The 12369-nt window shown below is 69.9% G+C and carries 11 protein-coding genes; 7 read left to right on the top strand and 4 right to left on the bottom strand.

Going from position 1 to position 12369, the window contains the following annotated elements; genetic code table 11:
• On the top strand, positions 1–2342 hold a 2342-nt coding region (locus D7X55_RS25095; protein ID WP_233610046.1), incomplete at its 5' end, for a YfhO family protein.
• Here D7X55_RS25095 and D7X55_RS25090 read toward each other — a convergent pair.
• The 4 genes from D7X55_RS25090 to D7X55_RS25075 form a co-directional block, all read right to left on the bottom strand.
• On the bottom strand, positions 2339–3106 hold the full coding sequence (locus D7X55_RS25090) for an ABC transporter permease (protein ID WP_120551571.1): 768 nt from the start codon (positions 3104–3106) through the stop codon (positions 2339–2341). The two genes, D7X55_RS25095 and D7X55_RS25090, sit on opposite strands and share 4 nt — an antisense overlap.
• Positions 3103–4083, bottom strand: a complete 981-nt coding sequence (locus D7X55_RS25085; RefSeq protein ID WP_121724410.1) for an ABC transporter ATP-binding protein — start codon at positions 4081–4083, stop codon at positions 3103–3105. Before D7X55_RS25085 ends, D7X55_RS25090 begins: the two co-directional genes overlap by 4 nt.
• Complete coding sequence (locus D7X55_RS25080; protein WP_121724409.1) at positions 4064–4978, bottom strand: pilus assembly protein PilG; 915 nt, start codon at positions 4976–4978, stop codon at positions 4064–4066. Before D7X55_RS25080 ends, D7X55_RS25085 begins: the two co-directional genes overlap by 20 nt.
• A 120-nt stretch (positions 4979–5098) precedes the next feature.
• Positions 5099–5701: a type IV pilin protein gene (locus tag D7X55_RS25075; protein ID WP_121724408.1), complete on the bottom strand. Its 603-nt coding sequence runs from the start codon at positions 5699–5701 to the stop codon at positions 5099–5101.
• Between the two features lie 230 nt (positions 5702–5931).
• Between D7X55_RS25075 and D7X55_RS25070 the strand changes: the two genes are divergently transcribed.
• The 6 genes from D7X55_RS25070 to D7X55_RS25045 all read left to right on the top strand — a co-directional run bounded on the left by D7X55_RS25070 (position 5932) and on the right by D7X55_RS25045 (position 12226).
• Positions 5932–7002: an A24 family peptidase gene (locus D7X55_RS25070; protein WP_120551575.1), complete on the top strand. Its 1071-nt coding sequence runs from the start codon at positions 5932–5934 to the stop codon at positions 7000–7002.
• A gap of 22 nt (positions 7003–7024) precedes the next feature.
• Entirely contained in the window at positions 7025–8143 is a 1119-nt protein-coding gene (locus D7X55_RS25065; protein ID WP_121724407.1) for a sensor histidine kinase, read from the top strand.
• A gap of 35 nt (positions 8144–8178) precedes the next feature.
• The gene (locus D7X55_RS25060; RefSeq protein WP_121724406.1) at positions 8179–9603 is read left to right on the top strand and encodes a sigma-54 dependent transcriptional regulator; all 1425 of its coding nucleotides are present in this window, start codon (positions 8179–8181) and stop codon (positions 9601–9603) included.
• 214 nt (positions 9604–9817) lie between these two features.
• Positions 9818–10900: a type IV pilus assembly protein PilM gene (pilM, locus tag D7X55_RS25055; RefSeq protein ID WP_014399064.1), complete on the top strand. Its 1083-nt coding sequence runs from the start codon at positions 9818–9820 to the stop codon at positions 10898–10900.
• Positions 10901–10935: 35 nt separating this feature from the next.
• Positions 10936–11619 carry a PilN domain-containing protein gene (locus D7X55_RS25050; RefSeq protein WP_120551578.1) on the top strand — a complete coding sequence of 228 codons (684 nt, stop codon included), beginning with the start codon at positions 10936–10938 and terminating at the stop codon, positions 11617–11619.
• Between the two features lie 22 nt (positions 11620–11641).
• Positions 11642–12226, top strand: a complete 585-nt coding sequence (locus D7X55_RS25045) for a type 4a pilus biogenesis protein PilO (protein ID WP_120551579.1) — start codon at positions 11642–11644, stop codon at positions 12224–12226.
• Positions 12227–12369 lie beyond the last annotated feature (143 nt).

The following is a 12369-nucleotide window of genomic DNA, read 5'->3' as shown; positions in this document are numbered from 1 at the left end:
GGGGGAGGGTGGCGGTGGCCGCGCTCCTGTGGGGCCTCTTCTTCTTCCGGGCGCTCTCCACCTCCGGCGTCTTCATGGCCGGGGACACGCTGCGGGCCTTCTACCCCATGCGGGCCTACTGGGCCTCGCGCGTGTCCGCGCTCGAGTTCCCCGACTGGCTCCCCTATGACGGCCTGGGCCAGTCCTTCCCCGGCATCTTCATCACCGGGACGTTCCACCCCTTCCTCTGGCTGCACCTCGTGCTGCCGTTCGCGCTGGCCGCGAAGCTGACGCTCCTGGCGTGCTTCCCCCTGGCGCTGGGGGGCACGTACGCCCTCGTGCGGGCCTGGGACGTGCCGCGCGCGGGCGCGCTGTTCGCGGCGGTGACGTTCACGTTCAGTGGCTACCTGGTCTGCATCACCAACAACCCCACGTACCTCCAGGCCGCGAGCACGCTCCCCCTGGCGCTCTGGCTCGCGCTGCGCTTCCTGCGCGAGCCGGGCCTCACCCGGTTGACGCTCGCGGGCATGGTGCTGGCCCTGGTGGCCTTCGCCGGGGATGCCCAGGCGTTCGTCATGGCCAACGCCTGCATCGTGTGCCTGGCGGCGTTGGATCCGCGGGCCGGGCCCTGGCGCCGGCGCGTGGGGGCGTGCGTGCTGCTCATCCTCGCCGGAGGGCTGCTGGCCGCGCCGCAGCTGTTGCCCGCCGCCGCGCTCACCGCGGGCTCTGAGCCGGGAGCCCGCTCGCTGGTGGAGGCGCAGCGCTTCTCGCTCCACCCGCTGCGGCTCTGGGAGCTCGTCCTGGGGCCGTTCCTCGCGGACGCGCAAGGCACGCAGGGCATCCCCGTCGCGGTGGTGAGGCACCTGGTGCCGTCCGGCGGCTTCAACCGCACGTGGGTGGACTCGGTGTACGTGGGGACGCCCGCGTGCGTGCTGGCGCTGGCGGGGCTCGCCGCCTCCGTGCGGCAGTGGCGGGCCTGGGTGTTCGCGGCGCTCGTGTTGCTGCTGGCCGCGCTCTGCCTGGGGGACGCGCTGCCGGTATACGGCTGGGTCTACCAACTGGTCCCGTTCTGGAGGCCGTTCCGCTATCCGGAGAAGCTGGTTCCGCTGCTGTCCCTGGGGCTCGCGGTGGCCGCGGGCCTGGGCTGGAAGCGGTGCCTCACTCCAGGCGGCAGCGCCCGGGCCGTGGTCTGGGTGGGACTGCTGGTGGCGCTGCCGTGCGCGGGGCTCGCGCTGGTGGACGCGACGGGGCAGGGGTGGAGCCAGCACTGGCTGCGCGTCCGCTGGCCGGACGTCCCCGGGCCCGTGCTCCAGGGGCTGTCCGGCAACGTCCTCGCCAGCGCGGTGGCCGGAGCGGTGCTCGCGTCCGCCTGCGCGGCGCTGATCTTCCTGCGCGAGCGGCCCTCCCTGCAGGGCGCGTTGCTCGTGGCCCTGCAGTGGGGGGCGCTGGCGTGGGCCCATGAGCCGCTGTACCAGCTCTCTCCGGAGGAGCTGCTGACCACGCCGCCCGCCTTCGTGGAGCGCATCCGCGCGCTGACGGCGCCCGGGGAAAGGGTCCGGGTGGCCTCGTCGCTGAGGGATCTGCCGCCGCCGCGCCTGGCGGGCGTGCGTTACAACGACGCCCTCAACCTGCTGCAGCTGTCCGTCCTGGCCCCGGACATGGTGGCGCTGTGGGGCCTGGAGAGCGCGAACGAGTACCTGCCCGGGGTGAGCCCCCGCGTGCGCCAGCTCAAGGCGGACCGGGTGCACTGGTTCACCCGGCTCGCGCCCCGGCTGGGCACCCGGTTCGTCGCCTTCGCGACGGCGGAGCAGCGGGAGCTGGGCGCCCGGTTGTCCGCGCGGAGCACCTTCGTGGATCCGGTCCTGGGCCTGACGCTGGTGGAGTACGCGGACGCCGCGCCGCGCATCCACCTGGCGCGGCCGGAATGCGTGGAGGGCAGGGCGGAGGCCGCGCGGCGGATGCTGTCACCCCAGCTGCCACCCTCCGACGTCGCCATCGTGGAGTGCCAGGCCGCGCTGCCGGCCACGCCCGAGGGCCCGCTGGGGCGGATAGACGTGGCCCCGGGCACGCTCGAGCACCTCACGGTGGAGGTGGAGGCCCTGGCCCCCGCGGTGCTCGTGGTCAACGACGCGTACCAGCCGGGATGGCGGGCGAGCGTGGACGGACAGGACGTCCCCATCCTCCCCGCGAACGTGGCGGTCCGCGCGGTGCCGGTGCCCGCCGGACGGCACCTGGTGGAGCTGCGCTACCGCACGCCCGGCCTGACGGCGGGGCTGCTCGTCGGCGCGCTGTCGTGGCTGGGGCTCGCGCTGGCCTGCCTGGGGAAGCGCTTCCTCCCCAGGCGCCGGGCGCCAACGGCCTAGCGGAAGTCGCGCCGCTCGAAGATGACGATGGCCAGCGTGGTGAGCACCAGCGTCCACGCCAGGCTGTAGCCCACGCCGGAGAAGAACGTGGCGGCGTCCACCGGCAGCGCGTACGTGGCCTGGGGCCGGAAGTTCACCCGCTCCAGGTTGGGCAGCGCGTAGTACAGCGTCTTGCCAATGCCCCGCACCAGGACGCTCTCCGAGCGGCTGGCGATGGAGTACAGGTCCCCGGTCAGGTGCCCCGTGAAGTACATGCCCGTGGTGGCGATGGCGGACACCGCGGGCCCCGAGAAGCTGGAGAACAGGATGCCCACGCTGCTGATGACGAGCAGCTCGAACCACAACCCCGCGCTGGCGAACAGCTGCGTCGACGTGATGTTCGCGCCGAAGAGCAGCAGCTCGCCCAGGAACACGGCCGTCATCGCCACCAGCAGCACGCCCAGCGTCAGCATGGTGCCCGCCAGCCGCGCCACCAGGAACTGACGCCGCGACACGGGCTTGCTCACCACCAGGAAGATGGTGCGCCGCTCAATCTCCCGGCTGAGCAGGCTGCTGGACAGGAAGATGCTGAGGAAGACCAGGATGATGCTCATCATCCCCAGGCCGAAGTCCGTCAGCACGCGGTCGAAGGTGGCGACCGTCACCTCCGTCACCAGCGAGGAGGACAGCAGCACCACCGCGGCGAACACGCCCACCACCACCGTCACCCGGTTGCGGCGCGCCTCGCGAAAGCCATTCCACATCATCGCGCTGAAGGCGCTCACGTGTTGATCTCCCCACCCACGCTCGACGCGCGGCCTGATTCCTTCAGCGCGTTCATGAACAGCTGCTCCAGCGAGAAGCGCGCCGGCTGCATCCGGTTCACCCGGCCGCCCGCGCCCAGCACGCCGCCCAAGAGCCGCTGGCTGTCCACGTCCGCCACCTGCAACATCACGCGGCCATCGAGCGCCTGCACCGACTCCAGCGGAATGCCCAGCCCGCGCACCTCTTCCGGCTTCAAGCCCTCCACCACGACCTCCACCGTGGGCACCTGCGCGGACACCAGCTCCTGCACGCTGCCCTCGCGCACCCTGCGGCCGCCCACCAGCACCGCCAGCCGGTCGCACAGCGACTCGACGTCCGGGATGATGTGGCTGCAGAAGAGCACCGTGGTGCCCTTCTCCCGCTCGGCCAGGATGAGGTCGCGCATCTGCCGGCGCCCCAGCGGATCCAGGCCGCTCGTGGGCTCGTCCAGGATGAGCAGCTTCGGCCGGGACACCAGCGCCTGCGCCAGGGCCACGCGCTGCACCATGCCCTTGGAGTAGCGGCGGATCTGCAGCTTCTCCGCGCCCGCCATCTCCACCGCGCCCATCACCTCGGTGACGCGCGTGTCCAGCTCCTGGCCGGACAGGCCCGCCAGCTGGCCGGCCAGCGTCACGAACTCGCGGCCCGTGAGGTACTCGTACGGGGCGGGGTTCTCCGGCACGAAGCCCACCAGCCTGCGCGTGGCGGCGTCCTCCACCGGCTGCCCGAAGAGCCGCGCGGTGCCGCCGCTGGGGCGCACCAGGTTCATCAAGATCTTGATGGTCGTGGACTTGCCGGCGCCGTTGGGGCCGAGCAGCCCGTAGATCTGTCCGGCGTCCACCTGCAGGTCCAGCGACTGGAGGGCCCGCACGGTGCGGTTGAACCAGAAGCCGACCTTGTAGGTCTTGTGCAGCCCCTGCGCATGGATGGGCGGGGCTTCAGGGCTGGGATTCGTCATGGTTCGTGACTCGGGGCTTGGGCACCAGGCGTTCGCCGTCCTCGGTGCGTTCATCATGGATGAGTTCCATGCGGAAGCGCGCGGCGTCCGAATAGGCGCGGCCATCCTCGCCCAGGAACAGCTTGCCCCCCAGCGGATCCGCGGGGAGCTGGGCCAGGTCTCCTGCTGCGACCAGGGCGGGCAGGTCGTCGGGCAGGTGGCCCTCGCGCTCGCGGTAGCGGGTGATGGCCGCGTCGATGGTGCGCAGCAACCGCTCCTGGAGGATCTCCTGCACGCGGTGCGCGTAGAACTCGCGCGTCTCGTCATCCTCCGCGCCATCGCGCAGGGCCATGCTGAGTGACAGGCCGCTGTCGAAGTCGCCGGACTGCGCGTACAGGCGCGTGGCCAGCGCCGAGTACCAGGAGGGGGCGTCAGGCCGCCGCGACAGCTCCTGGATGATGTCCGCCGCTTCCTTGTACTTCTTCTCGAAGAACATCAGGTTGTACGCCAGCTGGAAGGACAGCCGCTGGTTGTCCGGCAGGTGCTTGAGCCCCTTGCGCAGGATGGTGCTCGACTCCGCGACGTTCAGGTACTCGCCCTTGCCCAGGTGCACCGGCAAGGTGATGCCCGAGTAGAAGTACGCCTGCCAGAAAGCAGGGTCCAGGTCCGTGACCAGGTCCGCGTAGTCGTAGATCTGCCGGTACTCCGACGGCCGCGCCGCCGCGCCAATGCGGTTGAGCAGGAGGATCCAGAAGTAGTCGGTGACCAGCCCCTGCTGGGAGCGGAACAGCGTCTTGAGCAGTCCGGGGCGGGGCAACAGCGGCCCACCGCCCTGCCTGGAGACGGGCCGGGGGGGCGCGGACAACAGCGCCACCAACAACACGCCCGGGACGAATCGCAGGTACACCTTGTCCATGGCTCCACCCAACGAAAATGGGGCGCCCGATATGCCCGGGCGCCCCATGGATTCTGCCATCCCCCACTGCGATCCGTCACGACGGATCCGCGGCGGTATCAGGCGAAGCCGCTCGACCGACTACTGGTCGCAGCTCACGTCGTTGTACGCGTTGCCCGGCTCGCCGGCGGCCACCAGGTTGGTGTCCACGCCGCAGGTGCCGGCCAGCGTCGCGCCCGTCGGGGAGGAGGTGATGCCCCAGGCGTCGCCGATCGCGTCGTTGTCGACGTTACCGACGGCGTTCGCGCTGAAGAAGCAGTTCGGGCAGTCCGCCGCGGCAGGCTGCACACCCAGGGCGGCGATCGCGTCCTTGGCGGCCGGCGCGGTGAGGAACTTCGCCACGTCCTGGCCAATGCAGCCGGCCTTGGCGCGCGCGGTGCGCGTGTTGGCGGGGGAGGTCTCAGCGCAGCCGGGGATCAGGCCGTAGCTGTAGCGGTTCGCGGGCTCCGGATCGAAACCGACGACCGTGAAGTCGGCGCTGTACTTGTCCTTCTCACCAAAGTACGACTTCTGCGCCGTGAAGATGGCCTTCAGGTTCGTCTTGGCCTCGGACTGCTTCGACTTCGCCTGGAAGCGGATGAAGTTCGGGATGGCGATGGCGGCCAGGATGCCGATGATGGCGACCACGATCATCAGCTCGATGAGGGTGAAGCCACCCTTCTTCCGGAAGAGACGGTTCATCATGTTTGGGGACTCCGCGGCAAGCAGAGGGGGGTTGAACGACGCGGGAACTCTTAGCACGAAGAGTGCCACGCCGAACAATCCGCCCAACCCCCGGGATTCCCAGGGCAGGCGGTCAGGGAAGGGGATGGATCAGCCGCGGGCCTGCCAATTTTTGTCACTGACGCTGACGGTTTTCGTCCTCCATCCGGCAGTCGCCAGCTCCGGAAGCGGCGGGTAGGATTCCGGGCTCCGTGACGTTCACCTACGCGCCGGGCTGGGCCGAGCCCCTCTTCATCCTCTTCCTGTTCATCCTCGGCCTGTGCATCGGCTCCTTCCTCAATGTCGTCATCGCGCGGGTGCCCGAAGGACTGAGCATCGTGCGGCCCGGGTCCCGCTGCCCCAAGTGCGGGCACGTGCTCTCCTGGTACGAGAACATCCCCGTCCTGTCGTGGCTGGGGCTGCGCGGGAGGTGCCGCGGCTGCGGTGCGCCCATCTCCCCGCGCTACGTCCTGGTGGAGCTGCTCACGGGCCTGCTGTTCCTCGCGTGTCTCAAGCGCTTTGACTGGACGTACGAGCTGGTCCCCGCGCTGGTGCTCGTGTTCCTGCTGGTGCCGCTCACCTTCATCGACCTGGAACATTGGATCCTCCCGTTCTCGCTGACGCTGCCGGGCATCGCCGCGGGCGTGCTCCTGGCCATTCCCCAGGGCGTGGACGCGGTGGGGCAGGCGGCGCTGGGCGCGGCGGTGGGTTTCCTGAGCTTCCGCCTCATGGAGTACGTGGGCTGGCGCGCCTTCAAGCGCGAGGCGCTGGGCGGCGGGGACAAGTTCCTCGTCGCGCTGCTGGGCGCGTTCCTCGGCTGGCACTCGCTGCTGGGCATCCTCTTCTTCTCGTCGCTGCAGGGCTCCATCGTGGGGGTTGCGCTCCTGACCCTCACGGGGAGAGCGGGGCCGCGCGGCGCGCCCGAGCCCGAGTCCACGCCTCCGCCTGCTCAGGATCCGCAGGCCGACGCGGCCCTGACTCCGCCGGTGGAGGCTTCCAAGGAGGAAGAGGAGCCCGAGCCCACCATGACGTGGGACTTCACGAAGCCCGGCCTGCCGCTGTGGAAGCGCGTGGTGCTCGTCCCCTGGTGCCTGCTGTTCCAGCCCATCCCGGACGCGACGCTGGATGAGACGGGGGAGGAAGAAGAATGGGTCCCTGGCCCCACCAACATCCCCTTCGGTCCGTGGCTGGCGCTGGCGGGGCTGGAGGTGATGCTCCTGGGGCCGTGGCTCGCGCGCGTGCTGCCCCTGGACGTGGCGCTGATGCTCGGAGGGACGCGGTGAGGGGCCTTGCGCCGGTGCGCGGATGAAGTGGCGCATCGCCAGCGTGGCGTTCCTCCTGGGCTCGCTGTCCACGGGCCTGTCGTGGCTGACGCTGCAGCCGGTGCTCATCCGGCTGTTGGACATGGCGCGCCGGCTGGCGCTGCCGGGCTCCCTGGACATGGAGGGCCTCGCGCGGATCCGCGCCTTCCTGCCGCTGGCGCTGGGGTTGGATCTGCTGGTGCTGACGCTGCTGGCCTACGGGGTGCTGGACCTGGCGGTGGGCCGGCCGCTGCGCGCCATGGAGAAGTCCGTGGAGCAGCTGGGCCGGTTGCAGCTGGACGTGCCGCTCTCCGGACAGGGCGGGCCGTTCCTGTCGCGCATCCAGCGCGAGCTGCGGCGGATGGCGGAGGCGCTCAAGCAGGAGCAGGCCCTCACGCGCGCGCAGCTGGAGGCGCTGCGCGAAGCGAACGCGCGGCTCGCGCGGGCACAGACGGAGCTTGTCGCCTCTGAGCGCCTGGCCACGGTGGGCAAGCTGGCCGCGGGCGTGGCGCACGAGGTGGGCAACCCCCTGGCGGGCATCCTGGGCTACCTGTCCCTGGCGCGCGCCAGGGCGGAGGGGCCGGAGGTGAAGGACTTCCTGGAGCGCATCGACCACGAGGTGACCCGCATCGACCGCATCGTGCGGGGCCTCCTGGACCTGGGCCGTCCGGCCAGCGCCTGGCCGGGGCCCGTGGACGTGGGGCAGGTGGTGGAGACCTGCGTGCGGCTGGTGCGCGCGGGGCCGGAGCTGGACCGGGTGGACGTCACCCTGGACGTGACGCCCGGCCTGCTGGCCCGCGCGGACGCGGGGCCCCTGTCGCAGATCCTCATCAACCTGCTGCTCAACGCCGCCCAGGCCATGGGGGGCGAGGGCCGCGTGCGCGTCACCACCCGGCGTGAGGAGGCGCTCGTCCTGGTGGAGGTGCAGGACAGCGGCCCGGGCCTGTCGCCGCAGGTCCGCGCGCACCTCTTCGAGCCGTTCTTCACCACCAAGGGACGGCAGGGGACGGGCCTGGGGCTGGCGGTGTCGCTGAACCTGGCCCAGGGCATGGGCGGCCGGCTGGACGCGCGCGACGGCACGGGGGGCGGGGCGTGCTTCCGGCTGTCGCTGCCAGCGGCCTGACGGCGGGGCCAGACGGCATATGATGGGCGTCCCCCATGCCCCTCTTCCGCACCGTCCTCGTCGCCGACGACGAGCCCTCCATCCGCCACATCCTCACCCTGGTGCTCACCGACAAGGGCTACGACGTGCGCGCCGTCGCCGATGGCGACGAGGCCCTGCGGGAGCTGTCCACGCGCGCCTATGACGTCCTGGTGACGGACGTGCGCATGCCCCGGCGCGACGGGCTGTCCGTGCTCAAGGCGGCGCTCGTGGAGCAGCCCGGCCTCACCGTGGTGGTGATGAGCGCGTACGGCTCCCAGGAGCAGGCGCTGGAGGCGGTGCAGGCGGGCGCCTACGACTACGTCCAGAAGCCCTTCAAGCCGGAGGAGATCGTCCTCGTCCTGCGCAAGGCGGAGGAGCGCGAGCGGCTGGTGCGCGAGAACCGCCGCCTGCACGAGGCGCAGCTGCCCGGCGCGTCCGGGGGCCACATCCTGGGACAGAGCGCCGCGCTCCAGGCGGTGCTCAAGCAGGTGGCGCGCGTGGCGCCCGTGGACACCACGGTGCTCATCTCCGGGGAGAGCGGCACCGGCAAGGAGCTCATCGCGCGCGAGCTGCACGGCAAGAGCCGCCGCGCCGCCATGCCCTTCGTCGCCGTCAACTGCGGCGCCATCCCCCACGGCCTCCTGGAGAGCGAGCTGTTCGGCCACGTGAAGGGCGCCTTCACCGACGCGCGCACCGCCCGCCGGGGCCTGTTCGCGGAGGCCGACGGCGGCACGCTCTTCCTGGATGAAGTGGGCGAGCTGCCCCTGGGCGCGCAGGTGAAGCTCCTGCGCGTGCTGCAGGAGGGGGAGATCCGCCCCGTGGGTGAAAGCCGCGTGGAGCGCGTGGACGTGCGCGTGGTGGCCGCCACGCTGCGCGATTTGGGCAAGCTGGTGACCCAGGGCGACTTCCGCGAGGACCTCTACTACCGCCTCAACGTCGTGAACCTCACGCTGCCGCCCCTGCGCGAGCGCCGCGAGGACATCCCGCTGCTCGCCCGCGTCTTCCTCCAGCGCTTCAACCGCGAGCTCAACCGTGATCCTCCGGTGGAGGGCTTCACCCCGGAGGCCGAGGCCCTGATGACGGCCTACGCCTGGCCCGGTAACGTGCGCGAGCTGGAGAACGCCATGGAGCGCGCCGTGCTGCTCGCGGAAGGCACCCACATCGCGCCGGGCAGCCTGCCCGAAAAGCTGTGGGCGGCTTCCGCACCCGCGCCGGTGGGGACGGCCGCGCCGCTACAGGCCGGGGGCGACCTGTCGCTCAAGCGGGCCATCCGCGAACTGGAGGAGTCCTACATCCGGGCGGCGCTGCGGCGCACGAAGGGCAACCGCACCCGGGCGGCGGAGGTGCTGGACATCAGCCACCGGGCGCTCCTCTACAAGATCAAGGAGTACGGCATCGATCCGGACGCGGAGGGGGCCCGGACCGAAGGGCAGGGGTGACGCCCGGCTGGCGACTCCCCAGGAATCCTCCGGCGCCATTTGACGGAACGCGTCCGGGGCCGGAAAATCGGGCCTCCGCGAAGGATGGGTGGGGGCGCGGGTGTGGCTGGCTTTCACGGCGCTCCCCCGTCCGCAGGGCGGCCGGGCGCCAAGCACTTTTTAGGAGGGGTATCAAGCCGGTGCTACGCTGGCGCCCTCTCCGATGGAGTTACGCATGGCGAAGGGCAAACTGGCACTCGGGCTGGATATCGGGTCGACGTCGATCAAGATGATCATGCTCAAGGAGCAGCGCAAGCGCGGTGAAGTCGGCTACGCGCTCCAGAGCTTCGGAATGAAGCCGCTGCCTCCGGAAGCCATCGTGGACGGCGCGCTGATGAACTCCACGGCCATCGTCCAGGCCGTCCAGGAGCTCATGTCCGAGCTGAAGGTCAAGGGCAAGGACGTCGCCATCGGCGTGTCCGGCCACTCGGTCATCATCAAGAAGATCCAGATGCCCCGCATGAGCCAGGAAGAGCTCGAGGAGAGCATCCAGTGGGAGGCGGAGCAGTACATCCCCTTCGACGTGAAGGACGTGAACATCGACACGCAGATCCTCGACGGTGGCGGCAACGACGCCACCGGTCAGATGGACGTGCTCCTGGTCGCGGCCAAGAAGGACATGATCAACGACTACACCACCGTGGTCTCCGAGGCGGGACTCGCGCCGGTGGTGGTGGACGTGGACGCGTTCGCCGTCCAGAACATGTTCTCCACGAACTACGAGCTGCCGGACAAGGAGACGGTCGTCCTCATCAACGCCGGCGCCTCCGTGGTGAACATCAACATCATCGCCAACGGCGTCACCGTCTTCACCCGTGACGTGACCATCGGCGGCAACCAGTTCACCGAGGAGATCCAGAAGCAGCTCAACGTCTCCTACGAGGAGGCGGAGGCGCTGAAGATCGGTGGCAACCGCGCGGACGCGGACGCCGTCGTGCCGCAGGACGTGGAGCGCGTGCTCTCCAGCGTCGCGGAGCAGGTGGCCGGCGAAATCCAGCGCTCGCTGGACTTCTACGCGGGCACCGCCGCGGACTCGAACTTCACCAAGGTCTACCTGTCCGGCGGCACCGCGAAGATCCCCGCCCTGTTCAAGACCATCGAGGCGCGAACCGGCGTGCCGGTGGAGATCCTCAACCCGTTCCGGAAGATTGAAGTGGACAACCGCAAGTTCGACCCCGCGTTCATCATGGACGTGGCGCCCATGGCCGCGGTGGCCGTGGGACTGGCGCTCCGGCGCCCGGGCGACAAGCTGGGCTGATACCGCTCTGACCGACCTTGAGGAACTGAACGCACATGATGATCCGAATCAACCTGCTGCCCGTCCGGGCGGTGAAGAAGCGGGAGATGGGCCGGCAGGTCCTGGCCCTCTACGCCGCGGTCCTGATCGCCGCGGTGGTCGGCAACTACTTCTGGTACGCGGACCGCGACGGCGAGCTGCAGAAGGCCAACCAGGGCATCGCCCAGACACGCGCGAAGATCGCGGAGCTGGAGAAGGTCATCGGCGAGGTGACCAACATCAACGCCCGCAAGAAGGAAGTGGAGAAGAAGCTCGCGGTGCTGGACACGCTGCGCAAGGGCCGCAACGGGCCGGTGCGCATGCTGGACGCGCTGTCCTCCGCCATGCCCAAGAAGGTCTGGCTCAAGGACTTCGTGGAGGCCTCCAACAGCGTCACCATCAACGGCTCCGCCGTCAGCCACGACGAGGTCGCGGAGCTGATGCGCGGCCTGGGCGGCATGGTGTGGACGCCCAAGGGCATGGGGCGCTTGGTGGATCAGGGCCGCGGCGCCGCCAAGACGTCGCGCGTGGAGCTCTTCAACACGGAGACCGCGAGCGTGGAGGAGTTCTCCTCCGGCGACATCAAGCCCTTCTTCGGCAACATCGAACTGACCAACGCCGTGCAGACCAAGCCCGCTCAGGCCGGTGCTCAGTCGTTCGTCGAGTTCAAGCTCACCCTCACCGCCAACTACGCCATCTGATTGGCGGCGAAGGACCCCTGTCATGGAAAAATACCTGGATCAACTCGCGAAGGCCCCCCCCGCGGCGAAGTTCGGCGGGCTCGCGGCCCTCGTCGTCCTCTTGACCGTGGCCAACTTCTTCTCCTTCATCCAGCCCACGGAAGAGGACATCGCGCGCAGGAACTCGGAGCGCCGGACGCTGGACCTGGAGCTCGCGGAGAAGAGCGAGATCGCCCAGAACCTCAACGAGCGCCGCCGTGAGATGGACGTGCTCGAGCAGAAGCTGGCGGAGGCCCTCACGGAGCTGCCCGAGCGGCGCGACATGGAGGAGCTGCTCGCGCAGATCAACGACATCGGCAAGAAGTCCGGCCTGGAGATCTCCCGCGTGGAGCCCGACCGCGAGTACGTCGAGGGCGGCGAGTTCTTCGCGCGCATCCCCATCAAGATGACGGTGAGCGGCAACTACCATGAGATCGCCATGTTCCTGCAGGAGATGGCGAACATGCGGCGCATCGTGAACGTCAACAACATCAAGCTCGATGGCGCGACCCTGAAGAACGAGAAGGTGGTCCTCCAGAGCAGCTTCCTGGCGACGACGTTCCGGTTCATCGAGACGAAGAGCAACTAGAAACTTGATCCGCCTGGCAACTGGGGCGACAAGGGATGACGCGGATGAAGACGTTCAAGTCCACGATGACCGCTGCGGTGATGGCGCTGACCCTGTCCGCTTGTGAGGACAGCCCTCCACCTCCGCCCCCTGCTCCCCCGCAG

Origin of the sequence: Corallococcus sp. AB049A (genome assembly GCF_003668885.1) — a bacterium.
GTDB classification, from domain to species: domain Bacteria; phylum Myxococcota; class Myxococcia; order Myxococcales; family Myxococcaceae; genus Corallococcus; species Corallococcus interemptor.
Note: the sequence above shows the minus strand (reverse complement) of the source record. Positions and strands in the feature narration are given on the sequence as shown.

Excerpts from the sequence above, each read along its gene's own strand:
- D7X55_RS25065 (WP_121724407.1), top strand. The coding sequence starts at position 7,025 with ATGAAGTGGCGCATCGCCAGCGTGGCGTTCCTCCTGGGCTCGCTGTCC.
- D7X55_RS25060 (WP_121724406.1), top strand. The coding sequence starts at position 8,179 with ATGCCCCTCTTCCGCACCGTCCTCGTCGCCGACGACGAGCCCTCCATC.
- D7X55_RS25045 (WP_120551579.1), top strand. The coding sequence starts at position 11,642 with ATGGAAAAATACCTGGATCAACTCGCGAAGGCCCCCCCCGCGGCGAAG.
- D7X55_RS25080 (WP_121724409.1), bottom strand. The coding sequence starts at position 4,978 with ATGGACAAGGTGTACCTGCGATTCGTCCCGGGCGTGTTGTTGGTGGCG.
- pilM (WP_014399064.1), top strand. The coding sequence starts at position 9,818 with ATGGCGAAGGGCAAACTGGCACTCGGGCTGGATATCGGGTCGACGTCG.
- D7X55_RS25075 (WP_121724408.1), bottom strand. The coding sequence starts at position 5,701 with ATGATGAACCGTCTCTTCCGGAAGAAGGGTGGCTTCACCCTCATCGAG.
- D7X55_RS25050 (WP_120551578.1), top strand. The coding sequence starts at position 10,936 with ATGATGATCCGAATCAACCTGCTGCCCGTCCGGGCGGTGAAGAAGCGG.
- D7X55_RS25085 (WP_121724410.1), bottom strand. The coding sequence starts at position 4,083 with ATGACGAATCCCAGCCCTGAAGCCCCGCCCATCCATGCGCAGGGGCTG.